28 protein-coding genes are annotated in these 23,202 nt (G+C 65.5%); 12 read left to right on the top strand and 16 right to left on the bottom strand.

Translation table 11 applies throughout. The features are described from left to right. Positions 1 to 76 precede the first annotated feature (76 nt). Both B0I08_RS13165 and B0I08_RS13170 read left to right on the top strand, forming a co-directional pair. On the top strand, positions 77 to 1,015 hold the full coding sequence (locus tag B0I08_RS13165; protein WP_181243412.1) for an NADP-dependent oxidoreductase: 939 nt from the start codon (positions 77 to 79) through the stop codon (positions 1,013 to 1,015). Positions 1,016 to 1,213: 198 nt separating this feature from the next. Then, a complete protein-coding gene (locus B0I08_RS13170; protein ID WP_106213600.1) occupies positions 1,214 to 1,852 on the top strand; it encodes a DedA family protein in 639 nt (212 codons plus the stop codon). Here the strand turns inward: B0I08_RS13170 and B0I08_RS13175 are convergent. After that, on the bottom strand, positions 1,823 to 2,296 hold the full coding sequence (locus B0I08_RS13175; protein ID WP_106213602.1) for an Lrp/AsnC family transcriptional regulator: 474 nt from the start codon (positions 2,294 to 2,296) through the stop codon (positions 1,823 to 1,825). The two genes, B0I08_RS13170 and B0I08_RS13175, sit on opposite strands and share 30 nt — an antisense overlap. Before the next feature lie 99 nt (positions 2,297 to 2,395). Here B0I08_RS13175 and B0I08_RS13180 point away from each other — a divergent pair, with 99 nt between their 5' ends. Beyond that, complete coding sequence (locus tag B0I08_RS13180; protein WP_219905674.1) at positions 2,396 to 3,205, top strand: YitT family protein; 810 nt, start codon at positions 2,396 to 2,398, stop codon at positions 3,203 to 3,205. Between the two features lie 9 nt (positions 3,206 to 3,214). Beyond that, on the top strand, positions 3,215 to 3,574 hold the full coding sequence (locus B0I08_RS13185) for an MmcQ/YjbR family DNA-binding protein (RefSeq protein ID WP_106213604.1): 360 nt from the start codon (positions 3,215 to 3,217) through the stop codon (positions 3,572 to 3,574). Here B0I08_RS13185 and B0I08_RS13190 read toward each other — a convergent pair. Beyond that, complete coding sequence (locus tag B0I08_RS13190) at positions 3,571 to 4,545, bottom strand: intradiol ring-cleavage dioxygenase (RefSeq protein ID WP_106213606.1); 975 nt, start codon at positions 4,543 to 4,545, stop codon at positions 3,571 to 3,573. The genes B0I08_RS13185 and B0I08_RS13190 overlap by 4 nt on opposite strands. A 135-nt stretch (positions 4,546 to 4,680) precedes the next feature. On the opposite strand from B0I08_RS13190, the gene B0I08_RS13195 reads away from it, so the two are divergent. After that, positions 4,681 to 5,148 (top strand): hypothetical protein, encoded by a 468-nt coding sequence (locus tag B0I08_RS13195; RefSeq protein ID WP_106213608.1) that lies wholly within the window; start codon positions 4,681 to 4,683, stop codon positions 5,146 to 5,148. 44 nt (positions 5,149 to 5,192) lie between these two features. Here B0I08_RS13195 and B0I08_RS13200 read toward each other — a convergent pair whose 3' ends face one another. Next, positions 5,193 to 6,023 carry a Cof-type HAD-IIB family hydrolase gene (locus B0I08_RS13200; protein WP_245884807.1) on the bottom strand — a complete coding sequence of 277 codons (831 nt, stop codon included), beginning with the start codon at positions 6,021 to 6,023 and terminating at the stop codon, positions 5,193 to 5,195. 200 nt (positions 6,024 to 6,223) lie between these two features. Between B0I08_RS13200 and B0I08_RS13205 the strand changes: the two genes are divergently transcribed. Further along, positions 6,224 to 7,810 carry a Na+/H+ antiporter gene (locus B0I08_RS13205; RefSeq protein ID WP_106213612.1) on the top strand — a complete coding sequence of 529 codons (1,587 nt, stop codon included), beginning with the start codon at positions 6,224 to 6,226 and terminating at the stop codon, positions 7,808 to 7,810. Here B0I08_RS13205 and B0I08_RS13210 read toward each other — a convergent pair. Genes B0I08_RS13210 through B0I08_RS13230 form a run of 5 tightly spaced genes read right to left on the bottom strand, consistent with a single transcriptional unit; the run spans position 7,785 to position 13,071 of the window. Further along, positions 7,785 to 8,690 carry an HAD family hydrolase gene (locus tag B0I08_RS13210; RefSeq protein ID WP_219905675.1) on the bottom strand — a complete coding sequence of 302 codons (906 nt, stop codon included), beginning with the start codon at positions 8,688 to 8,690 and terminating at the stop codon, positions 7,785 to 7,787. The genes B0I08_RS13205 and B0I08_RS13210 overlap by 26 nt on opposite strands. Beyond that, positions 8,687 to 9,889 (bottom strand): cysteine protease StiP family protein, encoded by a 1,203-nt coding sequence (locus tag B0I08_RS13215; protein ID WP_106213614.1) that lies wholly within the window; start codon positions 9,887 to 9,889, stop codon positions 8,687 to 8,689. Before B0I08_RS13215 ends, B0I08_RS13210 begins: the two co-directional genes overlap by 4 nt. After that, positions 9,886 to 11,421 (bottom strand): phosphoribosyltransferase domain-containing protein, encoded by a 1,536-nt coding sequence (locus B0I08_RS13220; RefSeq protein ID WP_106213616.1) that lies wholly within the window; start codon positions 11,419 to 11,421, stop codon positions 9,886 to 9,888. The genes B0I08_RS13215 and B0I08_RS13220 overlap by 4 nt, the downstream gene beginning before the upstream one ends. Further along, complete coding sequence (locus tag B0I08_RS13225; RefSeq protein WP_106213618.1) at positions 11,418 to 12,608, bottom strand: HpcH/HpaI aldolase/citrate lyase family protein; 1,191 nt, start codon at positions 12,606 to 12,608, stop codon at positions 11,418 to 11,420. The genes B0I08_RS13220 and B0I08_RS13225 overlap by 4 nt, the downstream gene beginning before the upstream one ends. A gap of 4 nt (positions 12,609 to 12,612) precedes the next feature. After that, complete coding sequence (locus tag B0I08_RS13230; RefSeq protein WP_146134418.1) at positions 12,613 to 13,071, bottom strand: hypothetical protein; 459 nt, start codon at positions 13,069 to 13,071, stop codon at positions 12,613 to 12,615. Between the two features lie 4 nt (positions 13,072 to 13,075). Here B0I08_RS13230 and B0I08_RS13235 point away from each other — a divergent pair, with 4 nt between their 5' ends. Further along, complete coding sequence (locus B0I08_RS13235) at positions 13,076 to 13,528, top strand: hypothetical protein (RefSeq protein ID WP_146134419.1); 453 nt, start codon at positions 13,076 to 13,078, stop codon at positions 13,526 to 13,528. 41 nt (positions 13,529 to 13,569) lie between these two features. Here B0I08_RS13235 and B0I08_RS13240 read toward each other — a convergent pair whose 3' ends face one another. From B0I08_RS13240 to B0I08_RS13265, 6 genes are all read right to left on the bottom strand, one after another. Further along, a complete protein-coding gene (locus tag B0I08_RS13240; RefSeq protein WP_245884821.1) occupies positions 13,570 to 14,112 on the bottom strand; it encodes a TerD family protein in 543 nt (180 codons plus the stop codon). A gap of 5 nt (positions 14,113 to 14,117) precedes the next feature. Next, a complete protein-coding gene (locus tag B0I08_RS13245) occupies positions 14,118 to 14,669 on the bottom strand; it encodes a hypothetical protein (protein WP_106213627.1) in 552 nt (183 codons plus the stop codon). 56 nt (positions 14,670 to 14,725) lie between these two features. Continuing rightward, on the bottom strand, positions 14,726 to 15,928 hold the full coding sequence (locus B0I08_RS13250; RefSeq protein ID WP_106213629.1) for a toxic anion resistance protein: 1,203 nt from the start codon (positions 15,926 to 15,928) through the stop codon (positions 14,726 to 14,728). 122 nt (positions 15,929 to 16,050) lie between these two features. Then, on the bottom strand, positions 16,051 to 16,629 hold the full coding sequence (locus B0I08_RS13255) for a TerD family protein (protein WP_106213631.1): 579 nt from the start codon (positions 16,627 to 16,629) through the stop codon (positions 16,051 to 16,053). Between the two features lie 80 nt (positions 16,630 to 16,709). Beyond that, the gene (locus B0I08_RS13260; RefSeq protein WP_106213633.1) at positions 16,710 to 17,300 is read right to left on the bottom strand and encodes a TerD family protein; all 591 of its coding nucleotides are present in this window, start codon (positions 17,298 to 17,300) and stop codon (positions 16,710 to 16,712) included. Positions 17,301 to 17,744: 444 nt separating this feature from the next. Then, positions 17,745 to 18,926 carry a TerC family protein gene (locus B0I08_RS13265; RefSeq protein ID WP_106213635.1) on the bottom strand — a complete coding sequence of 394 codons (1,182 nt, stop codon included), beginning with the start codon at positions 18,924 to 18,926 and terminating at the stop codon, positions 17,745 to 17,747. A gap of 115 nt (positions 18,927 to 19,041) precedes the next feature. Between B0I08_RS13265 and B0I08_RS13270 the strand changes: the two genes are divergently transcribed. Both B0I08_RS13270 and lepB read left to right on the top strand, forming a co-directional pair. Next, positions 19,042 to 19,536, top strand: a complete 495-nt coding sequence (locus B0I08_RS13270) for a MarR family winged helix-turn-helix transcriptional regulator (RefSeq protein ID WP_106213637.1) — start codon at positions 19,042 to 19,044, stop codon at positions 19,534 to 19,536. 95 nt (positions 19,537 to 19,631) lie between these two features. Continuing rightward, on the top strand, positions 19,632 to 20,363 hold the full coding sequence (gene lepB / locus B0I08_RS13275) for a signal peptidase I (RefSeq protein WP_245884808.1): 732 nt from the start codon (positions 19,632 to 19,634) through the stop codon (positions 20,361 to 20,363). Between the two features lies 1 nt (position 20,364). Here the strand turns inward: lepB and B0I08_RS13280 are convergent, their stop codons facing one another. Continuing rightward, positions 20,365 to 21,192 (bottom strand): DNA/RNA non-specific endonuclease, encoded by an 828-nt coding sequence (locus B0I08_RS13280; protein WP_106213639.1) that lies wholly within the window; start codon positions 21,190 to 21,192, stop codon positions 20,365 to 20,367. Between the two features lie 66 nt (positions 21,193 to 21,258). Then, positions 21,259 to 21,687, bottom strand: a complete 429-nt coding sequence (locus B0I08_RS13285; RefSeq protein WP_181243413.1) for a DUF6188 family protein — start codon at positions 21,685 to 21,687, stop codon at positions 21,259 to 21,261. Positions 21,688 to 21,786: 99 nt separating this feature from the next. Between B0I08_RS13285 and B0I08_RS13290 the strand changes: the two genes are divergently transcribed. Genes B0I08_RS13290 through B0I08_RS13300 form a run of 3 tightly spaced genes read left to right on the top strand, consistent with a single transcriptional unit; the run spans position 21,787 to position 23,085 of the window. Next, positions 21,787 to 22,089, top strand: coding sequence for an SMI1/KNR4 family protein (locus B0I08_RS13290; protein WP_146134421.1), 303 nt, complete (start codon positions 21,787 to 21,789; stop codon positions 22,087 to 22,089). Continuing rightward, positions 22,086 to 22,667: a recombinase family protein gene (locus B0I08_RS13295; RefSeq protein WP_106213645.1), complete on the top strand. Its 582-nt coding sequence runs from the start codon at positions 22,086 to 22,088 to the stop codon at positions 22,665 to 22,667. The genes B0I08_RS13290 and B0I08_RS13295 overlap by 4 nt, the downstream gene beginning before the upstream one ends. Positions 22,668 to 22,671: 4 nt before the next feature. Continuing rightward, on the top strand, positions 22,672 to 23,085 hold the full coding sequence (locus B0I08_RS13300) for an HIRAN domain-containing protein (RefSeq protein WP_146134422.1): 414 nt from the start codon (positions 22,672 to 22,674) through the stop codon (positions 23,083 to 23,085). Positions 23,086 to 23,202: the final 117 nt, after the last annotated feature.

The raw sequence follows: 23,202 nt of genomic DNA on the forward strand, positions 1-23,202 counted from the left end.
CGACGTCAAAGCAATGCTACGTTTCCACTTGTTGCTTCGACGTCGAAGCAAAAACCCCAACGAAAGAGAGATCACCATGAAGGCAGTACGTTTCCACCAGTTCGGTACTCCAGAAGTTCTTCGCTACGAGGACGCCGACCAGCCCGTCGCCGCGGAGGGCCAGGTGCTCATCCGCGTTGCCGGCTCCGCATTCAATCCGGCCGACAACGGCATCCGCGGTGGCACCCTCCCCTTCCCGGTGTCCCTGCCGCACGTACCCGGGTACGACGTTTCTGGCACTGTGGAGGCCCTCGGCGAGGGCGCAACGAACTTCGAAGTGGGCGACGCTGTCGTCGGATTCCTCCCGATGGGCGCCGACGGATCTGCGGCGGAGTTCGTGGTTGCCCCCTCCAACGTCCTCGTTGCAGCACCCACCAGCATCCCCCTCGCCGACGCGGCGGCGCTGCCCTCGGTAGCGCTCACCGCCTGGCAAGGTCTCTTCGATCTCGGCGGGGTGCGCGCTGGCCAGCGCCTGCTCATCACGGGCGCCGGGGGAGCCGTAGGAGGATACGCGATCCAGCTCGCTAAGCGGGCTGGGGCCTACGTCATCGCAACCGCAAGCCCGCGCAGTCGTGACGCCGTCGCCGCGGCCGGCGCCGATGAGATCATCGATCACACCAACGCCACGGTCCTTGATGCGGTCACCGAACCCGTTGACGTGCTGTTCAATCTCGCACCGCTCAGCGAAGAGGAGTTCACCGCGCTTGTCGCCCGCGTCCAGGACGGCGGCATCGTGGTTTCCACCGCCGCCTGGATGACCACCCCGGGCGACAGCGCCCGCGGGGTTCGCACCGCCGGGGTCTTTGTTGAAGCCAAGACAGATCAGCTCGCACAGCTCGTCGCCCTTGTCGATAGCGGCGACCTCACCGTCAACATCGCGCAGCGCGTGCCACTCGACGAACTCCCAGCGATTCACGCGAAGGCTGCCGCCGGCGGAATCCACGGCAAGGTCGTCGTCATCCCCGAACGGAACTGAAATGACCTCTACCCCACAACTCACCGTCGCCGTCGTCGGTGAGGTGCGTCGCGGGCCGACCGTCGCGGGGGCCGTCGGACTCTGGGGATGTCATTCCATCGGATGACCTCGACGGCACCGCGGGTGGACGCGGTTGCTCGCGCAGTTTCCTAGCCTCGAAACAGTCCCTATTCCGAACTGAATCGAATCGAATCGAACATGGAACTGCTTACAGACTTCTTGCTCTCGGCGGTCAGCTCTCCCTGGGTCTACCTCGTTGTGTTCGCCATCGTGGTGATTGACGGTTTCTTTCCGCCGGTGCCGAGCGAGAGCATCGTGGTGGTTGCCGCCGCGCTCGGCGTGAGCGCGGGAAGCCCGAACCCGATCGTGATCGTGGTGCTCGCAGCAATCGGTGCCGCCCTGGGCGACAACATCGCCTATTGGATCGGCAGCAGGATCGGGGTCTCGCGATTTCGCTGGATGCGGGGCCCCCGGGCTGCGAGCGCCATCGACCGGGCCGGCCGTGGGCTCGTCGTGCGGCCGGCCAGCCTGCTGCTGACCGCCCGGTACATTCCGGTCGGGCGCACCGCGGTGAACATGACCGCGGGCGCGACTGAATTTCCGCACCGCCGCTTCTGGCCGCTGACCATGCTCGCAGGCGCCTGCTGGGCGGTCTATTCCGTGCTCATCGGCACCATCGCGGGGGCCTGGGTGAAGGACCAACCGCTGCTCGGTGCCGCGATCGGCGTGGTGCTCGCCCTCACGCTCGGGCTGGTCATCGACCGGATCGCCTCGGCTGCCGCCCGGCGTCAGAGATGGAGCGCGCCGCTATCGCTTCGCGGCCGCGGCCTCGAGTAGAGCGCGCATGCGCAACGGCATCGCCTCGCTCAGCGACACCGCCGTGTTGGTGCGCACGACGCCCGGCACGCCGATGACCGCCCGGGTGACCCGCAGCAGGTCTTCGGTGTCCCGGGCAACAACCTTCACCAGCAGGTCAGCGTCGCCGGTGATGGAATGGATCTCAACGACTTCGGGCAATTCAGCCAGACCCTCCGTCGTGAGGTCGCCGTCAACCTGACTGATCGCGATGGAGACGAACGCCACCAGACCGTAACCCAGCGCAACAGCATTGACCCGGCGACTGGTTTCCCGGAGCGCCCCGCTCTCACCGAGTCGGCGAAGCCGCCCCTGCACCGTGTTGCGCGCGATGCCCAGGGTGCGCGAGAGAGCAAGCACCGTGGCATCCGGATCCTCATCGAGCGCGAGGAGCAGGCGGGCATCCAACGAATCTATGGTGGGCATCTGAGCATTCTGGCACCTCTGGGGGAATCTGCACTCCTTTATGCGCAGCGAGGCGACCTCGGGTTGCGCGTGCGCGGCATTCGCCCACACAATGGCGGGATGCCCTCCACCGCGCCCTCCGAGCCCCTGGTCCCAGCCGAGCCCGTCGTCTCCGCGGAGCCCGTCGTCTCCGCGGGGCCCGTCGTCTCCGCGGGGCCCGTCGTCTCCGCGGGGCCCGTCGTCTCCGCGGGGCCCGTCGTCTCCGCCGAGCCCGTCGTCTCCGTAGAGCCCCAGAGCAACGCCGCACCGGCGGGTGGCGGTCGCGCGCCGCAGAACCCGCTCCGCCACTCCGTCGTCGAAGACGTTTTGGGGATTCTGACCGGAACCCTCGTGGTCTCGCTTGGGCTCTTTCTGCTCAAGAGCACCGCGGCGGTGACGGGCGGCACCGCGGGTCTCGCGCTGCTGGTCAGCTACGCAGCGCCCGTGCCGTTCGGCGTACTCTTTTTCGCGATCAACCTGCCGTTCTTCGTGCTCGCGCTGTGGAAAAAAGGCCTGAACTTCACCCTGCGCACGGTCGTCGCGGTGGCCCTCGTTTCCCTGTTGTCTGAGGTGCATCCGAACGCGCTGCAGTTGTCAGAGCTCAACCCCGTGTACGCCGTGATCACGGGCAATGCGCTCGCGGGCGTGGGGCTGCTCATCCTCTTCCGGCACAAGGCGAGTCTCGGCGGGTTCAACATCCTCGCGCTGATCATCCAGGACCGGTTCGGCTGGCGCGCCGGGTACACCCAGATGGCGCTCGACGTGGTCATCATCCTCGCGGCATTCGCGGTCGCCCCGCCGCTCACCGTGGCGATGTCCGCGGCCGGAGCCGTTCTGCTCAACCTGATTCTCGCCCTCAACCACCGACCGGGCCGGTACGTCGGCGCGTAGCATCGAAGCGTGACCCCGGACTCCCTCCTGCAGTTCTGTCTCAGCCTCCCGCAGGCGACCGAGACCTTCCCGTTCGGCGAGGAAACGTCCGTGTTCAAGACCAGCGGAAACGACAAGATCTTTGCGCTGTCGTCACTCGACAAGGAGCCGCTCTCGGTTTCCCTCAAGTGTGACCCGCAGGACAGCATCGCCCTCCGCGAGGAGTACCCGCAGATCACGCCCGGCTACCACCTCAACAAGCGACACTGGATCACTATCGAGCTTGACGGAGCCGTGCCGGATGACCTCGTCGAAGCCCTGATCCGGGGCAGCCACGCTCTGGTGCGACCGAAGACTCCGAAAATTCCGAGGCAGCCGGGCAAGAGCTAGTTGGGGGGCGTGCCACCGCCACCGCTTGGCGGCGTGCCGCCACCGCCACCGCCACCGCCGGCGGGGGAGGACCCGCCGCCCGGCGTTGTCGCGGTGTCGACCCCGACGGATAGGCTCACGACGTAGCCGCCGGTTGTGTCTCCGGTGGCGGTCGCCAGCTGGAGGGCGCCGCCGTCGTCTCCGAACACGTTGTCCGAGTCGAGGCTCACCTGCTTCATATTGGCCGTGGAACCCTCGTATTCCTCAAGCACATATACGCCGGTGGAGACGTCTTCCGGCAGGGCCGCCTGCGAGGTCGCGATCGCATTCGTGCTGTCGGTGATCGAGTCCACGTCGGGGTAGACCTCGAAGTGGATGTGCGGCCAGCGGCCGGTGTAGCAGGCGGGGTAGATCGACGTGAACGTCACCTTTCCGTCGGCGTCGGCTACCTGCACCCCCCGCAGATAGGTTTCGTTCTCGATGCCCTCCGAGTACATCGAGTAGCCCCCGGCGCTGTCGCAGTGCCAGACGTAGACGGCGACCCCGGCGAAGGGTGCGCCGTTGTTGGCCAGGTCCAGGATCGTGAGGGTGAAGGTCATGGGCACGCCCGTGGCAGTCAACCCGCCGTCGATGCTTGAGCGGATGTCACGGCGCACGATTCCCGATTGCTCGAGCACATCGGCTCCATTAGAATCATCGCCCGGATACGGCCCCGCGGTCTCGTCGGGGATCTCACCGGTCGAGGTTGTCGCTGTTCCGCCCGAGCCCGAGGCGCTTCTGTCCGAGTCGCCAGAGGCGTCAGTAGCGCAGGCGGCGAGCGCCACCGCGCCGACGCCGAGACCGAGCAAGCCCAACACGCTACGCCGGCTGATCAGGGTGCGCAGGTCGAACGCGACGCCCTGATCGACCACCTCTTCGTCCGCTCGGTCGAGAAGACGTCCTTCGTAGCGGGGACCTTCGGGCGTTGAATCAGGTTCAGGAATGCGGCTCATCATCGTCTCTCGCGGTGGTGGGTGATCGGTGCATCCACCACCCTCGGCCACCCTGCTGTCGGCTGCATATGCGGTGCCTCGGATTCCGCTGTGAACGAAGACTGGGATGTCAGTGGTCAGCGAGAGTGTCGGCACATGACAACTCAACCCATCACCATTGCCCACATTCTGACCCACTTTTTCGCCGCGTACCTGGACGGTAAAACCGGGGTGACCCGACGGCGCACTGACGAGGCCATCCACCAGCTGCGCGCCTGCATCGATGCCGAGGCGGAGAGAATCCTCGAGGAGGATGACCTCCGCCTCCTGGCTGCGGAAAGACAATTCGACGAGTACGAAGCGGTCGCCCGGGTGATGCAGGCGGATGACCTCGTGTTCCTCCTGTCGATCTTTGTCGAGCCGCAGTGGCAACCGAACGACCGTCTTCAGCGCGCGGCGCAGCTGCAGCTGACGGAGAAACTTTTGGCGTTCATCCTCACCCGGCGTCTCGTCGACCGGCGCGAGCTTGCTTGCCCGATCCTCGACGTGCAGGCGGGTATCAGCCGAGGCCGGGCGGAGTTGCGCAGCCAGCGCGCCAGCGCTCAGGGGCGAGGTGTCGGCTAAAGCCGGTGTCGCCTAGCGGTGGCGCCGCCTCGCGGAGGTGTCGCCTAGCGCAGGTGCGGGAACGCGTTGAGGATGCTGGTGACCACGCCGTCGTCGATGTTCGACGGCGCGATGTGACGTGCGCGGGCACGGATTGACGGGTGGGCATTCGCGACGGCGTAAGAATGCTCCGCGGCATCCAACATTTCGGCGTCGTTCAAAAAATCACCGAACGCCATCGTCTGCGCCCGAGTGATGCCCAGGTGATCCTGCAGCCGGATCAGCGCCGTCCCCTTGTTGACCCCGGGCGGCATGACGTCGACCCAGTTTTCGCCGGAGACCACGACATCCGCCGGGAGGTTGAGGCCGAGGATGGCGGGAGCCGTACGCGACTCGGCCAGGCCGACGTCGTAAATTGCGATCTTGAGGACGGCGTCGTCGACTGCCGCTGCACGCGCATCGGCGACGATTTCGACGGCCGCGTAGTAGCGGCGCACGTGGGCGACGAACGCATCGTCGGTGCGCTCGATGTAGGCGGTGCGGGCTCCGCAGACGACAAAGCCGATGTCCGCTCCCGCTGCCGCGACCTCTTTCACCCAGTTGACGATCGGCGCGATGATGGCCTGGTCGACGGGTTCCCGCGAGAGGGCAACGCCGTCGCGCATCACGTTGGTGCCGTTCTCGGCGATGTAGACCAAACCAGGGCGATCTCCGAACACCGACAGCAGGGTCTGGTACTGCCGTCCGCTGCCGGGTGAGAAGAGGATTCCCGCGTCGGTGAGGCTGTCGAGAAGCGGCCAGAACGTGGCGGGCACATTGCCGTCGCCGTCGAGGAGGGTGCCGTCCATGTCGGAGACGATGAGGCGGATGTCGGCGGGCATTGTTTCAACGGTCACGCGGCAGTTTACCGCTCGTCGAGTGGGGCCCGGTCGAGCGGGAGGCCCGGTCGAGCGCGAGGCGGATGAACAGATGCTCAGCCGACCTGCCCGGCCTTTCACCCGGCACTTTGCGGATACGGTAGGAAATCGGGTGATTTTCCGCAGTCGACAGCCAACAAATCGGCCCGCTACGCGTGCGCGCGGGAAGGAGAGTCCACGTGGAAGCTCTCGCCGTTGTTGTGCTCGTCGGAGCCATCATCGTGATCGGGGCAGTCGCGGCTCCGCGGCTGCACGTCCCCACACCCCTCCTGCTGTTGCTCCTTGGCATCGCGGTGGGCTTCGTTCCTCAGGAGCGGGAGGTGCAACTGCCCTCGGAGGCAGTCCTGGTGCTGTTCCTTCCGGCGCTGCTGTTCTGGGAAAGCCTGACGACATCTCTGCGGGAGATCCGGCGAGACCTGCGGGGGATACTGCTGCTGTCCACACTCCTCGTGGTCGCGACCGCATTCGGCGTCGCGGGCATCGCCACGGCTCTTGGCCTCACCTGGGGCGCGGCGCTCATCCTCGGCGCCGCGCTGGCACCGACTGACGCGACCGCCGTCGGCGCGATCGCCAAGTCGCTTCCGCACCGCAACATGACAGTGCTCCGTGCGGAGAGCCTGATGAACGACGGCACGGCGCTCGTCATCTTCAGCATCGCGGTCGGCATCGGGGTGAGCCAGATCGATTACTCCGGGTGGCAAATCACCGGCCTGGTCGCGCTCGCTTATCTCGGGGGCGGGTTGATCGGCGCGCTCGCCGGCTGGGGCGGCACGCTGATCCTTGCCCGAATCCGGGAACCGATCGCGAACAATGCCCTGCTCGTCGTCATCCCGTTCGCCGCATTTCTGGTCGCGGAGCTCATCAGCGCGTCAGGCGTGATCGCGGTCGTCGTCGCCGGGCTGGCGCTCAGTCAGTCAGGACCACGCGTCGGCACGCCGCAGGCCCGCCAGCAGTCGCTCGCGTTCTGGTCGCTGGCCACCTTTTTTCTCAACAGCGCACTGTTCGTGCTCGTCGGCATCGAGGTGCACGTCGCCGTGAACGCGGTCGAAGGTGACGCGTTCGGACCGCTCCTTCTGCTCACCCTGTTTGCGTGGATCGCCGTCCTGGTCATCCGCTTCGGGTTCCAGATGGCATCGGTTTTCCTGATTCGCCTGCTCGATCGGCGCCCCTCACAGCGGGGCCGCCGGATGTCACACCGTGCCCGCGTCGTTTCGACGGTCTCCGGATTCCGCGGGGCGGTGTCCCTCGCAGTCGCCCTCGCGGTGCCGACGGTACTCGCCTCGGGTGAACCATTCCCCGGCCGGGACGAGATTGTCTTCGTCACCACCGGAGTCGTGTTACTCACCCTGATCGTTCAGGGATTGCTCCTTCCGCTGGTCATCCGCTGGGCCCATTTCGAGCCCGACACCGCCTTCGACGACGAGCTCGCGGGGGCCGAACTCGCGGCCACGACGGCAGCCCTCGAGCATCTCACCGAAGAGGCCGCGCGGCTCGGCACGGACGCCGGGGTGCGCGACCGGGTTGCGGCGCAGTTCGAAGAACACCGCGCGCTACTGGACGCGTCGCCGGGGGTCGAGGAGGACGAGCTGCTTCGCGCCCAGGACCGTCAGGCGATGGAGCTGCGCCTCGCCCTCCTTGAGCGCAAACGCGCCGTAATGATCGAACTGCGCGACGGCGGCACCATCAACGACACGACACTGCGCACCATGCAGACTCGCCTCGACCGGGAAGCGCTGCGGCTCACCCAGCCTGAGATTCTCGAGTAGGGCACGGCGCGGACGCTCCGGCACGCTCCGGCGAAAACCCGTCGAGCACGCGGCGGGTGATTGACGCCAGCAGTTCTTCCCCGGCCAGGATGCCCCGGGCGGTGGTCACCGTGAGGTTGGGTCCGACGAATCCCGCTTCGTCGAGCTCGCCGTGCGCCGGGCGGAACGCAACCTGCGCCTCCTCGAGCATGCGCTGGTCAAGCAGCGAGTCGCCCGCGGCGATAACGGGAGGGGAGCCCAGCCTGCGCCGAACCTCGGCGACGGCCGCACTCTTGTTCACCGCGTCGGGCACGCAGTAGAGCTTGCGGCCCTGCACGGAGACGGTCCAGCCGAGCGCCGCGCACTGCGCGTGAAGCCCGGCGATCCACTCGGACGGCATGGCATCCCGGTCGATGATCGCGTAGCTGAACAGGTCTTCTGCGGTGTGCACTCGCTGGATCCAACCCGACGCTGCCGGGTCCTCCAGCAGTGACCGCACCTCGGGCAGAGGCGCTGCCTCGTCGGTGAGCCGGGCGCGAAGAGACTCGGACCACGAGACATCCACCTCACCATGGGAGAGGATCGTGCCGCCATTGGTCGTGATGGCAAACCGCGGCACCCCGCCGGGCAGGCGCACGCGGCTGTACTGGGCGACCGTGCGCGTGGTCACCGGCACGAAGGTCGCCGTCGTCGTGAGCTCACGCAGAAGTTGCTCCGCGGCCCTGGTCATGTACGAGATCGGCACGCCCTGGTAGACCTCAGACACCACGATGGGGGGAGCATCGGCGTCGGGGGTGGTGAGCCAGAAGGCCCGCGACGAATAGATGAGGGTGCGGTCGAGGTCGCAGGCGACAAGGGGAACGTCGCTGAGGGGGATGTCGATGAGGCGGATGTCGCTCACTGCACGGCCACGCTCTCTGAGTTTCCGAACCCGGGGTGAATCAGGCCGACGCAACTGTAGGGCAGGTCGGGCACCACCTCGATGGTGACGCCGCGCTGTTCGGCGAGCAGGAGCACGTGCGCCACCTCCGTGACCGCGTCCGCGCGCACGAGCACCTTCCACGGGACCCGGCGCAGCAGCACCCGGGTGGTCTCGCCCACTCCCGGCTTGACCAGGTTGACGTCGTTGATGCCGTACTCAGTGCTGATGCGTTCGACGGCCTTCCAGCCGATCCAGGACGGGGTGCGGTCTTCGGCGGCGGCAACGGCGACGCCGGCCGAGACCTCGTCGTCGACGTCGGCGAAGTACGCGCAGACCGCGTCGAGGAACTCGCGCGACACATCGTTGTCGCGCAGCGCCGTGTAGAACTTCGCCCCGTGAAATTCGTTGTCGCCGATCAGCTGCTTGTTGAACACCGTGCGCGAGACGAGCCCGGACACCGTCGAGTTCAGGCACGCCGACGGGATGAGGTAGTCCTCGCGGGTGCCGTGGATCGTGACGCAGTGCCCGGGGTCGGCCAGCACGGCCATGTTGTCGGAGAAGACGACGCCGTCGGTCTCGGCGAAGAGGGCGAGGGCCGCGGACAGCTCGCGCGTGATGGCGCCCTTGCCCGTCCAGCCGTCGACGAAGATGACCTGCTCCGGATCGTGGTGCGCGGCGAGGTAGCGCAGCGCGGTCTGGTCGAGGCCGACCCCGCGCACGATGCTCATCGTGTAGTGCGGCACGTCGATTCCGCGCATCTGCATTGCCCAGCGTCGCATCAGGATGCCGATGGGTGTGCCGGCGCGGGCGAGGGAGACGAACACCGGACGGTCGCCCCGGGCCGCGAGGGCGAGGTCGGTCACCACGCCGACGGCGATGGCGAGCCGACGGCCCGATCGTTCGAGCGCCTCCCGGTACAGCTCCTCATACTCCGGCGACGGCAGGTATTCGATCGGCAGCGACTCGGCGTAGTTCGCCTGGCCGCTCTGGATGGCCTGCTCGCGTTCCTCGGCCGGAGCCTCAAGGGCGGCATCGCGGAGGTCCTGCAGTAGCCAGCTCACGTCATCCGCGGCGTAGGAGCCGAACTCAGGACCGCTGAGCGGCTGCGGTAGCGCGAGCGACTGCGGCAGAGGTGTTGCTGGCGAAGGTGTCGCCGCGTCGGGGTGAACAGTGGTCATGAGGCGGATGTCCCGTCGGTAGGGTCGGAGGCGCTCAGCAGCACCACGATGACGTTGGTGCTGACGCGGCGAAGAGCCTCGACGACGCCGTTCGGGCCGTCGAGTGCAGCGGGGTCGGTGCCGGGTTCCGGTATAAACACGATGGTGCCGAAACGGCTGCCGGCGGCGGTGAGGTTGTAGGCGAACCGGTCCCCAACGCCGTCGGTGGTGACGTCGTGGCTCCGAAAGTGCACCGCGCTCGCGATGGGGTAGTCGGCCCGGTCGAGCGTCGCGATCGGGGATCGGGTGCTCGTGGAGAACCGCACGGGTGTGGCTCCGGCCAGGAGCGACAGCTCGTCGGCGATGGTCATGGGCAGGGCGATGAACTCCTCTGAACCGAGAACCAGCACTCCGCGACCACCGGACAACGCGTCAGCCGCGCCGATCACCTCGTGCAGCCGCTCGCCGATGGCCCGGGCAACGGCGGTGTCGATCGGTGCGGTGGTGCCGAACCGGGCGCTGCGCACGGCGGAAAGGTCGGTGCAGTCGATCCAGCGCACCGCTCCGGCGAGGTCGGGGGAGTCCGCGGCCGGCGGCAGTGCCTCGATCAGCTGCGCCGCGCGGGAGAGCACATCGACAGGAAGCTCGATCGAACCCGACGCCAACGACACCACCGAGATGCGCGTGCCGAGCGCCTCCGCAAGCTCGTCGAAGCGGCGCTGATCGGCCGCCGAGCGCAGGTCGATGAGGGACGCGATCACCCACCGCCGCTGCGGGAGCAGGGCCTGGATCGCGGTGACCGTGTTGATCGCCGTCGTCCCGGTGCTGAGCTCGTCGTCGACCAGCACCACCGTGCCGCCCGTTCGGAGCCACTGCGGGTCGGTCGGCAACAGCCCGTGGTCGGTGGCGTGCGAGTGTTCTTCCTCGAATCCGGTGAAGGATGTCGCGCCCGCGACTTCATGCCGCGTCGAGTGCAGGTAGTACGACTGGAGAGCGTCGCCCACGATCTGCCCGAGACCAGTAGCGGTCTCGGCGAAGCCGAGCGTGACGACGGCGGGTGACGGGATGGTGGCGGCGCGGATCTCACTGCGGAGCGCGGTGAGCTGCTCCTTGCTGTGAGCGGCGGCCGTGACATCCGCCAGCTGATTGGATTCGGCCAGCTCGGCCATCAGGGCAGCGAGACGCACGCCGAACCCGGCCGCAGCCCGCGAGCCGGCGCCTCCGCGTCCGAGTGCAGCCTCGTCGTGCCCACCCGCATTGTGCACATCGCCGTCGAGCTCACCCGAGACGAGCAGCCCGAGCAGTTCCCCGGCGGCCAGCGCGACGCCGGGATGGGTCGGCACGTGCTTCGCGAGAACCGTCGAGACGAGCAGGTGTGCGCGTTTGGGGTTTCGGCGCACGGCGATGCCGACGAGTTCCTCGACGCTGAGAATGCTGCGCTCGCCGTCTGTGCGCACCGAAATGTCGAGAGTATCGCGCACGTGAGTGCCCTGCCAGACCGTCGTGGTCACAACCGTGGTTGGCGCAGGCTCAGTTGTCACGTGCTCGGTCATCGCATGCTCGCTTCGAGGAAGTCGACGAAGGTGGTCGACTCCGAGGCGACGCCGAACGCCTCCGCACGCACCATCGTCTTCTCGGCCCAGGCGGAGTGCGGCTTCACCTCGTTCATCTTGTTGCCGTACGGCGACGCGCTCGCGCCGCCGCCGACGTTGTCGAGGATCGCGGTGGCGTCGAGGAACTCCTCGTGACTGACGACGGACATGGCGTGCACCACGGGAACGTGGCTCGGGTGGATCACCGTTTTACCGAGCAACCCGTTGGCCTGGTCGAGCGCGATCTCGCGGATAAGCCCGTCGAGTCCGCCGCCCAGCAGCTTGCGTCGCAGGTCGGTCTCGTTCGCCTCCACGAAGGGGGTGAGCCGCAGCTGCGGGCGCAAAATCCGCTCGCTGGCGTAGTGCTCCCAGACGGTTCCGGTGGTGACAAAGCTGTCCTCGTGCCTGCCGAGAACGTTCACGATGTCGGAGATCACCGACGCCACCACCTGCACGTCGTAGACGGTGAGGTCGCGGGAGCGGCGCAGCCCGAAGGCGCTCGCGAGGTCGGTCGCGCCGATCCGCACGGCCAGCACGTCGTCGCGGTTGCCGTGCAGAATCTCGCGGATCGACGCGAGAGCCGCCCCGCGGGTTTCGCGGTGAATCATGACGGGCGACTCGAGAATCGGCATCAGCCGGAGCCTCCGCTTGTCGCCGGCGCCGTCGAAACCGGTGTGCCGCTGCACCTCGCGCAACGCGCCGAAGAAGCCCTCGGCGTAGCCCGTCAGGTTCTCGAACTTGGGCACCACAAATCCGCTGAGCACCTCGAGCCCGTCGCCGGCAAGCTCCGCCACCCGCAGAATCTGCTCAGGAGTACGCACCCGCACGAACAGCAGCGGAAGCTCGGTCTCCGGCTTGTCCTGCGAGATGCGGTGCAGAGCCTGGAGCGCTTCCGCGACATTGATCTCCGCGGCATCCACCGCACTGTCGGCGATGGAATCCTCGAGGCAGAGCACCATGCTGACGCAGCCGCGCGCGGCCTGCTTCACGACGTCCTTGGCGATCTTCGGACGATCGCCGGGGCAGTAGAGCGTGGCGCCGAGTCCGGCGGCGAGCAGGTGCGCGGGCGCGTCGATGCTGATCTCCACGGGAGGCTGGTGGAACAGGCGCTTGACTTGGGTTTTCCCCAGAAATCCAAAGTGGTGCATGGTGCTATCGGCTCCGTGACTCTCGCGTGAGGAGATAGGGGGTGAGGGTAAAGCCGAACTGTTTCATGATCATGTCGTCTGAGGCCGTGCGGTCGACGGGCTCGGCGCGCAGCTCGATGAGGTTGCCGATGCGCAGCAGGTACAGAACAAACATCCGGGACTCGTCGCCGGGGAAGATCGTGACCGTCGCCCCGTCGAAAATCTGCGCCCCGAACGCCTGGTCGCCCCGCGCGATGAACAGCGCCCGGCGCAGCAGACGAACGTGCCGCAGCGACACGAGCGCGTCGGCGTCATCGAAGCCCACCAGTGGTCGATGGCCGGGCGTCGTCACCGGGCTGCCCGCGGTGCCCCCGGACGCGGTCGCCGACCCCGTCACGCGCTCGGTGCTTTCCCAGACGGCAACATCGGCGCCGCTCACGATCAGACTGCCGACCGCGGATTCGCGCGCATTCAGCCTCAGCACCGGGTTGCTCTCGCCCAGTTCGCGCAGCTCGTCGATGGTTGGCGCGGGAAACGGCAGCGACCCCGCCGGCGGCCGTGGCGGTGTTTGCCGAGCCGAAGAAGCGGCAGAATCAGAGCCCGAAGACGAGGAGGCCGAAGACGAAGGCCGAGCGGATGCCGCGCCCGCCGTCGACGGAGCCAGCGACAGTCCCGCCGACCGAGCAGGAGCAGCCGCGGGGGCAAGCGACAGCCCGGCCGACGGTGCAGAAGTCGTCGGAGGATGCAGCGACAGCCCGGACGACGGCGCGGAAGTTGTCGGAGGATGCAGCGACAGCCCGGACGAAGCCGCCGCTCGGGGTGCCGGATCACGGTCCGCAGTCGCGGTTGCGGCCGAATTGGCGCTTGCCGGCGCAGCAACAGTCGGCTCAGCAACGGCCGACTCAACGACCGGCGCGGGCTTCACGCGTCGGCGCAGGTAGCTAATGTCCGTTCGCACGGATGAGCGATTGAGCGGCACGCGTCAGAGGTCGATTCTGAAGTCGGCGGCGACGCCGCGCAGGCCGGTCGCGTACCCCTGTCCGAGGGCGCGGAACTTCCAGTCATCGCGGTGCCGATAGAGCTCGCCGAACATCATCACGTTGATGGTGCGGTTGTCGCCGGCGGGCACCACGAAGCGCACAAGCTCCCTATTGTCCCTGGTCGCCACCCGCACATAGGCGGAGCGCACCGCCGAAAAGTTGCCCGGCCCGCGTACATCCGGGTCGACATAGACGATGAACACGATCTTCGCGACATCCGCGGGAACCAGCGCGAGGTTGACGTCGATCTCTTCGTCGTCGCGGTCGTCGACAAACGACACCGAACCGTCGTCGCTGACGATCTGGTTGAAGAACACCAGGTGGTCGTTCGAGACGGAGTGTCCCTCGGCATCACACATGATGGCCATCGCAACCAGCTCGGCCTGGGCGCCACGGCTCGGGATGGTGTCCCAGCCGAACCCCAGCAGAACTTCGGAGAGGCCGGGGTTCTCGGCGGTCAGCGCGGCATTGGCGCCAGCGATCATGGAACTCACGAGGCACCGTCCAACCGGAGGCTCGGCGCCGCGAACTTGTCCGCGAGAAACCGCCCGTGCGTGGATAGTTCGGCGATGGCGCCGATCCGGATCTGGTTGAGCAAGTCGTTGATCGTCTCTTCGAGAATCCCGAGCTGGGTCGAGAATTGCAGGGTGGCGGGGGAGGAGTTCTCCCGCTCGCTCTCCGGGAGTGCGAGGAACGCCCGCAGGGGCGTCGGCAGGTAGTCCCGGATCATTGCTTCGAGCAGCACGCGCTGCTCGGTTGAGGCGTTCTGCGCACTTACCGTCTCGATGACCACCCGCAGCAGGTCATCAATGTGCGCGAGGCGCGAGGTGATGAGGGTGGGCAGCTCGCTTCCGCCGCTGCGAACGGTAGCGCGCAGCTGGTCGAGGGCACGGGCGACTGCGGCATCCTCCGATTCGGCGGGCCCAGCGACATCCGCCGGTCCTCGCCCGCCCTGCGCATTAGGCGCTGCCACGTCAGACGACCGCACCGGCTGGGCCGATGGGCCCTTAAACAGCGAGTCCATGAACTTGCCAAAAGCCACTGCGTCACCGCCCTCGTCCCGTGGAGCTTCGTACGATAACTATCGCAGTTCGAAAACTAGCGCAGTTCGCGCTGCTCGCCCTGCTGGCTGCGCTCCAGGTAGGGCTTCGCCTTCTGGAGTCCGACCTCGAGCGCCGAGACCGTACCTTCCATGTTCTTCGCAGCCGTCGCCCGGAACGTGTCGATGGCGTCCATGGTGGCGAATACGTTGTCGAACGCCTTCTGCAGCGTCTCTACGCTGACGCCCGAGCTCGATGCCTGCTCGTGAATGCGCACGGTCTGGTCCTTCAGCATCTCGCTGGTCTTCAGGATCATGTTGTTCGTCGTGGTGTTGATCGCGTCGATCTGGTCGAGAACCATCTTCTGGTTGGCCAGCGCCTGCGCCACGATGACGGCCGTTCGCAGCGCCGCGATCGTGGTCGTGCGGGCGCGGTCAACACCCTTGATGAGCTCCAGGTTGTTTTTGCGAATGAGGTCCATCGCCAGGTATCCCTGCACCGAAACGGCAAGCTGGGTCAGGATGTCTTGATGGCGCTGTCTGATCGGGTACAGCACATCGGCTTCGAGCTTCTGCGCCTCGTCAATGCGTCCAGCCGCCCGCGAGGCGTCGATCTTCTCCACGGTTGCGCCATCCAGCGCCTTCGCGAAGATCGCGTACTCGCTGAGCGACTGCATGGTCTCCCACAGCTGCACCTTCTCGCCGGCGAGCGAGGCGTTGTCCTTCAGGAGTTCGTCCTGCCCGGCCATCAGCGATTTGATGATCGCGTCGAGCTGGGTCTGGGCCGACTCGTACTTCTGGAAGTACTTCGCCAGCTTGTTGCCGCCCGGGATGAACCCGAGAATCTTGCGTCCCACGCCGAGGTCGGCGTCGTTCGGCGTCAGGTCCTCGACCGTCGAGCGCAGGTCGCCGAGCGTGTTGGCGACGGCGATCTGCGCGCTGTTGCCGGAGCGCTTCGCCCCGGCGACGGAGGTGGAGGAGCGATCCAGCATGCGCGTCGAGTAGCCGCTGGACTGCACCATCTCCGTGCCGGCGAGGGACGAGATCCCCTCGATCTTCTCGGTGAACTCGGGCGTCCGTGGGTCGAGGGACGAGACATCCGCCACAAAATCACGCGCCTGCCTGGCGATCTCCTGCTGACGCTCGACCGGCACCGGCACCATCCCCGGCGCTTCTTCCGCCTGCACGATCGCGGGCGCGTCGGGCGCTCTCAGGACGAGGGCGGCCTCAGAGGCGTCGGGGGGAGTGAGGGGTGAACTCATGGAGTTTCCTGCCTGGTTGAACGGTGACGGGGAGAAGAGCGAATGAAACTGCGTTGCCAGCGGATTCGCCGATGGAACTGAGTGGCGAGCGGACTAGCCGATGTGGCGATTAGCTGAGGTGATTAGCCGAGTACGACGCCGAAGTCGTCGGCGATGCCGGCGAGTCCGGAGGTGTAGCCCTGGCCGACGGCCTTGAACTTCCACTCGGAGCCGTTGCGGTAGACCTCGGCGAACAGCATCGCGGTCTCGGGAGCGGCGTCCTCGCTCAGGTCGAAGCGCACAACCTCGTTCTCGTCCTGGTCGAAGACGCGGCAGTAGGCGCCGCGAACCTGGCCGAAGTTCTGGCGGCGAACGTCTGCCTGGTCGATGGAGACCACGATGACGACGCGCTTGACGTCGGCCGCAACCAGACGCAGGTCGATCGTGATCTGCTCGTCGTCGCCGTCGCCGGCGCCGGAGCGGTTGTCACCGAGGTGAACGACCGACTGGTCGGCGGCGGCGGGCTGGTTGTAGAAGATGAAGTCGGCGGAGGAACGCACCTTGCCGTTCTCGCCAATGAGCAGCGCGGACGCGTCGAGGTCGAACGGCTCGCCGCTGGTGGTGCGGGGATCCCAGCCGAGGCCGACCGTCGCGACGGTGAGTCCGGGGCTGACCTTCGTCAGTGAGAGGTTGTTTCCCTTTTGAAGAGTGAGACCTGCCATGAGAGTTTCTCCTTTGTAGATCGAATCTGTGGATCGAATCGGGGTGGTGCGTCAGGTGGAGCTCAGGACCTTTGCGGGACTCAGAGGACCTTCGCGGCTGGGGCGAGCAAGTCCATCACCGAGCGGCCGTTGGCGCGCTCTCCGACAGCCTTGAAGCTCCAGCCGGTGCCCTCGCGCGAGACCTTCGACATGATCATCGCGGTGTGTGAGCCGGCGTCGGTGAGCTGGTAGCGAGCGACCTCGGGGGTGCCGGAGGTCGAGTCGTCGACGATGCGGCTGAACGCGTTCTCGACGGAGTCGAAGGTCTGCTGGGTGTAGCTGCTGATGACGAACACGATCTGCGCGACCGCGGCCGACACCTTGGTGAGGTCGACGAGGATTGTCTCGTCGTCACCGTCGCCGGCGCCGGTGAGGTTGTCACCGGTGTGGGTCGTGGATCCGTCTTTGCTCGCGAGCTGCTGGAACCAGACGGTGTCCAGTACCTTGCCGGCGGCGTCAAAGAAGATCGCCGAGGCGTCGAGGTCAACCTCGGCAGCCTTGCCGCGACCGAAGAGGCCACGCTTGACGGGAGCTGCGCTGTCCCAGCCGAGCCCCAGGCGTACCTTCGTCAGGCTTCCGCCGTCGGCCTTCTTGAGTGATAGCGACTCGCCTTTTGACAAACTCAAACCCATGGTGTGCTCCTTCTTTTCTAAACAGTTGGTTACTACGGACGGGAACGAACTGATGTGCCACCGAGTGGACACCGGATGGACCCGACCGGGGAAGCGTGTGTGACGCGAGCGGCGTGGCCATGGCCGCAAAGCGGGACGCGAGATGCGTTCGACCGCAAGGGCTGCAACTGGCGCTGGCTATCAGCGCGGAGCCGGCCGGCGCGGAAGAGTCCGGGACGGGCCAGTAACTCGAGTTGCACCTGCGTCGGCCCTTCCGGTCGTGATCACTAGTCGTTGATCCTGGTAGCAATGCCGACGTGCGCCCGATCGAGCGACGCCGACGATCCGGGCCCAGTCTAGGGCCCAGCGTGATGAAAACTCTTGGAGTTGATTGTGCTGGGGGCGGCTCGTCTGCACGGGCCGTCCCCAGCGTCTTTCCCTCTACTGAGTGGTGGAGCTTGCTGCTTACTTGCTGCTGGTGCTGTGGGTCTCGTGCGCCTCGGCGAGGAGCGCGTTGAGCTCCTCGTCTTCGGCGGCACGGGCCCGGTGCTTCTCGTTGAGCAGGCCGAGCGCGCGCTCGTGTGCCACAACCTGCGCGTACACCTCGTCGCGGGTCTGGCCCTTTCCGGAGAAGTCTCCGGCGAGGTACTTCTTCGCCGAGGTGCGGCTGGAGGTGATCGCGGAGTGCGCCCGGCCGGCCGGGCTCCAAAGCGAGGCGAGAACGGTGACCGCAAGCACGCCGATGATGACGATGAGCGACAGGCCCGTGCTGATCTCGAACACCGGAACGTGCTCTCCACCGTTGATGAACGGAAGCGTGTTCTCGTGCAGGGCGTGCAGCACGAGCTTGACACCGATGAACCCGAGGATTGCGGCGAGGCCGTAGCTCAGGTAAATCAGGCGGTCGAGCAGTCCGTCGATGAGGAAGTACAGCTGGCGAAGACCCATGAGGGAGAAGGCCGTCGCGGTGAACACGATGTACACGTTCTGCGTCAGGCCGAAGATCGCGGGAACCGAGTCAAGCGCGAACAGGAGGTCGGTTCCACCGATAGCGACCATGACGAGAAGCATCGGCGTCATGACCTTCTTGCCGTTCTCCATCGTGAAGAGCTTGTCGCCGTCGTAGCGCTCGGTCGTGTTGAACAAGCGCTTCGCGAGACGAATGATGAAGTTGTCTGCCTCGTCGCTCTCCTCTTCCGGCTTGAGCAGCTTGATCGCCGTGTAGATAAGGAACGCTCCGAACAGGTAGAACAGCCAGGCGAAGGAGTTGATCAGGGCGGAGCCGAGGAAGATGAATCCGGTGCGAGCGATCAGTGCGAAGACGATTCCGAAGAGGAGTACCTTCTGCTGGTCCATGCGCGGCACCTTGAAGCTCGCCATGATGATGAGGAAGACGAAGAGGTTGTCAACCGACAGTGCCTTCTCCGTGATGTAGCCCGCGAAGTACTCGGTTCCCATCGTTCCGCCACCGAAGAGGAAGACGCCGAAGCCGAACAGGATCGCGATGCCGACGTAGATGGCAGACCACTTGGCCGCCTCAGGAAGTGTGGGCTCGTGCGCTTTGCGCACGTGAAAGAAGAAGTCGAAGGTCAGCAGCCCGAGGATGCCGACGATCGTGAGGAGCCAGACGTATCCGGGTATATCCATGTGTGGGGTTCTCCGCGAGTGTGAGGGTGTGATTTAGTAGGAGCAGTCCCACTATATTAGTTGGCTTCATCCAACTATCTGTACATCTCCCCGAAAAGTCAGGAAAAGTTCACTCATGGCGCAACGTCCGGAGCCTGCCCCGAACGTCGGGGAGACCGTCGAGTCGGCGCTGTCCACCATTACGCGCTGGTCGACCCGCGCCTATAACAAGCGTTTGTTGCACGACTCCGCGGGCGCCGCGCTGTCGAGCACGGACTCCTGGCTGCTCGAGCGGGTTGTGGTTTCCGGGCCGGTGCGAATGTCGAAGCTCGCCGAGTGGATGGAGGTTGACAAGTCCACCATGACCACCGAGATCCATCGGTTGGAGAAGGCGAAGCTGGTGAGCCGCCGACCCGATCCGTCCGATCGTCGCGCAGTGCTGGTCAGCTCGACGGAGGCGGGGCGCACCGCGATCGCCAAGCATCGTCACGCAGCCCAGGACGTCTACGACACCCTCGTCGGCAAGTGGACGGAAGAGGACCGCACCGAGTTCGCCCGCCTGCTCGGCCGTTTCGTCGACGAACTCTCTTGGGTGACCGACGCCGTGGCCGAGCACAACGAATCGATCTGATTCCGGCTTCACCCCCGCGCCGTCCGTTGGTCCGTCAGTTAGCTGACTTTTTCTTGCATTTTCTGGCTTAGGATGTCGCTGAGCTGGAGGTTTCCGTGAGCAGTGAAGAGTCACCCGGCGCCACCAAGACAACCGGCGACGACGAGCCACGGGCCCGCGGCCTTCCGATCTTTCTGCGCGACCTGGCGATCATCATCGTCGCTGCGCTGGTCATATCGTTCGGGGTCAAAACGTTCCTGGCGCGTACCTTCTACATCCCGTCGCCTTCGATGAACAACACCCTGATCGAGGACGACCGGGTCATTGTCAATCAGCTCGTGCCGGATCTCATCCCGCTCTCGCGCGGCGATGTCGTGGTGTTCACTGACCCGGCCGACTGGCTCACCGGCCCTACGCCTGAGCCCGTCAGCCCCATCGGAGCGGTAATCGGTGGCGCCCTCAGCGTCGTCGGGCTCGGCCCCACCAACGACGACCATCTGATCAAACGGGTCATCGGACTGCCGGGCGACACAGTGGTTTGTTGCACCGCGTCGGGACAGTTGTCGATCAACGGTGTTCAACTCACGGAGCCGTACATCGAGGTTCCGCCCGGGTCGCTCAAAGTCACCCCTGCGGACTTCGAGGTCACCGTGCCCGACGGGATGCTCTGGGTCATGGGCGACAACCGCTACAACTCGGGCGATTCCGCGTTCCACCGCTTGGAACCGTCCGGCGGATTCGTCCCGGTGTCCAACGTCGTCGGCCGCGCGTTCGTCATCAGCTGGCCCGCCAACCGTTGGACCCTGCTCGACAACTACCCGGAAACCTTCGGCGGCATCGACCAGTGACTTACAGCGTGATGTCGGTCGCGCTCTCGATGAGCTTCCAGCGCGCGGCCGGCAACGCGGCGGGCACTGGTTCGAGCTGATCGGCGTCCGCAAGAATCTCCACGTCCAGCCCGGTCAGCGACCCGATTTCTGCCACGGGCACCTGATAAGTGAGGAATGGACCCAGCGGAGGCGGATTGCCCGCACGAAGCGACAGATCGATGTCATCCAGAGACGGCCCCTGGTCCAACACGAAGCCAGCCGTTCGCAGCACCGGCGTCCCGACTTGGTCGAGCGTTGTCCACGCGGCGATCTTCCAAAACATTCGAGGAATCTGGATGTCGCGGTACACGACGTCATCGGCAGCGAGAACCGGCCCGGTGAACACACTGATCTTCTGCTCGTACGCGCGGGCGTAATTCAGAACGTGATCTTCCAGTCCCACCCACAGGTTCTGCCCCTGGTTGAATGGTGCCGCCTGCGGAGCGGCGTTGGTGAACACGAACGTGGCGTCGTTCGCAGCCTGGGCCACGGCACGCTCTCCCCAGACGGGATCGCGCCGGCGAACTAGGTGTCCGCGATCCAGATCGTTGCGGGCATACAGCTCGGGGCCGGCCTGCTCAGAGACGGGCACCCGCGGGTCGAGGTACCAGTCATCCGCACGTTCCAGATCCAGCAGCTTCGCGCCATCGATATTCACACCGGTGGCGGCAGCGAGCCGGCGGGCCGGGTCGAGAAGAACGGTGAAGTGAACGTAGGGAAGCTCGATGACGCTCCGCCCGTCTGTTGGATAGGGGACCGGCACGTCTATGGGAAGGAAGGAATTGTCGTACCCGCTCGTTGTGGACATGGACCGAGTGTTGCATCCGCGTCTGACAGCGGAGATGAACGGGCCCAGGGGTCGCTAGACAAAGCTCTAAACCCGGGGCCCGAACGTCGTGAGCCCGCCTCCCGGCGTCGCGACCGCGAGCTCACCGTTCCTGCGGGTCAGCGTCCAGGCTTCGAATTCGATGTCTGGCATAACTGTCACGGTGTAGCCGTTCGAGAACCGCAATTCGAGGCTTCCGTCGACGAAGCAGTCCGCATCGACGTCAGTTTTATGCAGCATAAGGAGCTCATCCGGATGACTCGGGTGCTCCGGATCGATCACGTGCGTGTGCGCGTCGGGCCGGACGAGATGAAAGGGACTTTCGATTCTCGTCTCGCTGCTTTCCGTTACAACGGTAAACGCGAAGTCGAACCGCAGCTGAGTAACGAATTCGTTGCGGATTTTGAGTAGGATCGCGCCTCGCGAAGTGTTGGCCACACGGCCAGTATGCCTCGGCTCGTGAACATCCAGCGCCATAGCTGAGGAATCCATCCTTAGCGCCGCTTTCCCCGCTATAAAGGGGTGAGCGTATTGCGCCTCGCACTACCATCGATCGCACTAATCGAGGACTCCACCATGGTCAGCTACGACGAAATGAAGGCGACGCTGCTAGCACGGGACGATGTGCAGCTTGGCGTCGGCGCGTCTGATGAGGACATTCGGTCTGCGCAGGATCAACTCGGCGAATTCCCGCCGGACTTCACCCAGTACCTGCGCGACTTCGGGCACGCGACATTCGGCGGCGCCGAGATCTCGGGCCTCGGCCCTATGCCAGCGCCCGGACTCGACCTGGTCGAGATGGTTCTCCTGGAACGCACCACCTATACCTTGCCGGAGCGCCTCGTAGCAGTCGGTTGCGAGACAGGTGTGACGTTATGAACAAGCTCATGGGGTACGCGCGAGTCTCAACCCGACAACAGGACATCGACCGCCAGGAAACAGATCTCATTGCGGCGGGAGTGCGCCGAGATGATCTGTATTTAGATCACGGCGTCTCAGGGGCTCGTGCGTCTCGCCCACAATTCGATGCAGCTCTTAATGCGCTCGAAGCAGGGGACACCCTGGTACTTACAACGCTCGACCGACTCGGGCGATCGACACAGAATATGCTTTCCTTCGCTGACCAGCTCCGTGACCGCCAGGCGGCCTTGCGTGTGTTGAACCTCGGCGGGGGAGACGTGGACACCTCTACCCCGATGGGCTCCATGGTGTTCACGGTGATGGCGGCGCTGGCGCAGATGGAATTAGAGATCAAGCGCGAACGCATCACGGATTCTGTTACGAAACGTCGAGCAGCAGGAAAGGACTTGGGAGGACGACGTCAGGCATTCACTGACAGCCAGATCCGTAACGCTGCGCGGCTCGTTGGCGCCGGCGAGTCTGCAAGCCAGGTTGCTCGAGACATGGGGATGTCACGAGCAACCCTTTACCGCCGCATCCGCGAGGTCGAGGGGTAGCCGGATGACCGTTCGTAATTCTCGCGGCGGTGCACCGCAATTCGGAGCCGATACGGACGTGCGACATCTCCCGACCCGTCACTTGGTGGTCGCCGGCCTTAACTGGTTCGTGGATTGGGAGGAGCGTCCTCATCTGGACTACACCCAACCGTTTCGGCTACGCGCCGAGCGCGGCAATCCGCACGACAAACACGCTGTCGGCGTCTGGGTAGGGGAGGATCAGCTCGGTTACCTCTATAGCGGCGATGCCGAGAGATTCGGCGCGCTATTGCGCCGGCATCAAAAGAACATAATCGTCACCGGTGGCCTGCAAAACGATGAGAGACGTATCTGGCTAAAGGGGCCCAGATATAAAGCGCTCGAGACCTTCCTAGAGACAGAAGCTCTCGAAAGGAAGCAACGCTATCTGGCTCAATAGCGCTGCGTTCGCTGCGACCACAGTATCGAGCGTCAACCGTCTCACTTAGGGCTCCTTCACCGGAACCTATTTCGGAAGGGTCTAACGGACGCGTCTGTGATTCGCAGCCCTAGATGG

The organism is Glaciihabitans tibetensis (assembly GCF_003003265.1).
GTDB classification, from domain to species: Bacteria; Actinomycetota; Actinomycetes; order Actinomycetales; family Microbacteriaceae; genus Glaciihabitans; species Glaciihabitans tibetensis.

Excerpts from the sequence above, each read along its gene's own strand:
- B0I08_RS13165 (WP_181243412.1), top strand. The coding sequence starts at position 77 with ATGAAGGCAGTACGTTTCCACCAGTTCGGTACTCCAGAAGTTCTTCGC.
- B0I08_RS13170 (WP_106213600.1), top strand. The coding sequence starts at position 1,214 with ATGGAACTGCTTACAGACTTCTTGCTCTCGGCGGTCAGCTCTCCCTGG.
- B0I08_RS13175 (WP_106213602.1), bottom strand. The coding sequence starts at position 2,296 with ATGCCCACCATAGATTCGTTGGATGCCCGCCTGCTCCTCGCGCTCGAT.
- B0I08_RS13180 (WP_219905674.1), top strand. The coding sequence starts at position 2,396 with ATGCCCTCCACCGCGCCCTCCGAGCCCCTGGTCCCAGCCGAGCCCGTC.
- B0I08_RS13190 (WP_106213606.1), bottom strand. The coding sequence starts at position 4,545 with ATGAGCCGCATTCCTGAACCTGATTCAACGCCCGAAGGTCCCCGCTAC.
- B0I08_RS13195 (WP_106213608.1), top strand. The coding sequence starts at position 4,681 with ATGACAACTCAACCCATCACCATTGCCCACATTCTGACCCACTTTTTC.
- B0I08_RS13215 (WP_106213614.1), bottom strand. The coding sequence starts at position 9,889 with ATGACCACTGTTCACCCCGACGCGGCGACACCTTCGCCAGCAACACCT.
- B0I08_RS13220 (WP_106213616.1), bottom strand. The coding sequence starts at position 11,421 with ATGACCGAGCACGTGACAACTGAGCCTGCGCCAACCACGGTTGTGACC.
- B0I08_RS13225 (WP_106213618.1), bottom strand. The coding sequence starts at position 12,608 with ATGCACCACTTTGGATTTCTGGGGAAAACCCAAGTCAAGCGCCTGTTC.
- B0I08_RS13240 (WP_245884821.1), bottom strand. The coding sequence starts at position 14,112 with ATGATCGCTGGCGCCAATGCCGCGCTGACCGCCGAGAACCCCGGCCTC.
- B0I08_RS13250 (WP_106213629.1), bottom strand. The coding sequence starts at position 15,928 with ATGAGTTCACCCCTCACTCCCCCCGACGCCTCTGAGGCCGCCCTCGTC.
- B0I08_RS13255 (WP_106213631.1), bottom strand. The coding sequence starts at position 16,629 with ATGGCAGGTCTCACTCTTCAAAAGGGAAACAACCTCTCACTGACGAAG.
- B0I08_RS13260 (WP_106213633.1), bottom strand. The coding sequence starts at position 17,300 with ATGGGTTTGAGTTTGTCAAAAGGCGAGTCGCTATCACTCAAGAAGGCC.
- B0I08_RS13265 (WP_106213635.1), bottom strand. The coding sequence starts at position 18,926 with ATGGATATACCCGGATACGTCTGGCTCCTCACGATCGTCGGCATCCTC.
- B0I08_RS13270 (WP_106213637.1), top strand. The coding sequence starts at position 19,042 with ATGGCGCAACGTCCGGAGCCTGCCCCGAACGTCGGGGAGACCGTCGAG.
- B0I08_RS13280 (WP_106213639.1), bottom strand. The coding sequence starts at position 21,192 with ATGTCCACAACGAGCGGGTACGACAATTCCTTCCTTCCCATAGACGTG.
- B0I08_RS13285 (WP_181243413.1), bottom strand. The coding sequence starts at position 21,687 with ATGGCGCTGGATGTTCACGAGCCGAGGCATACTGGCCGTGTGGCCAAC.
- B0I08_RS13290 (WP_146134421.1), top strand. The coding sequence starts at position 21,787 with ATGGTCAGCTACGACGAAATGAAGGCGACGCTGCTAGCACGGGACGAT.
- B0I08_RS13295 (WP_106213645.1), top strand. The coding sequence starts at position 22,086 with ATGAACAAGCTCATGGGGTACGCGCGAGTCTCAACCCGACAACAGGAC.
- B0I08_RS13300 (WP_146134422.1), top strand. The coding sequence starts at position 22,672 with ATGACCGTTCGTAATTCTCGCGGCGGTGCACCGCAATTCGGAGCCGAT.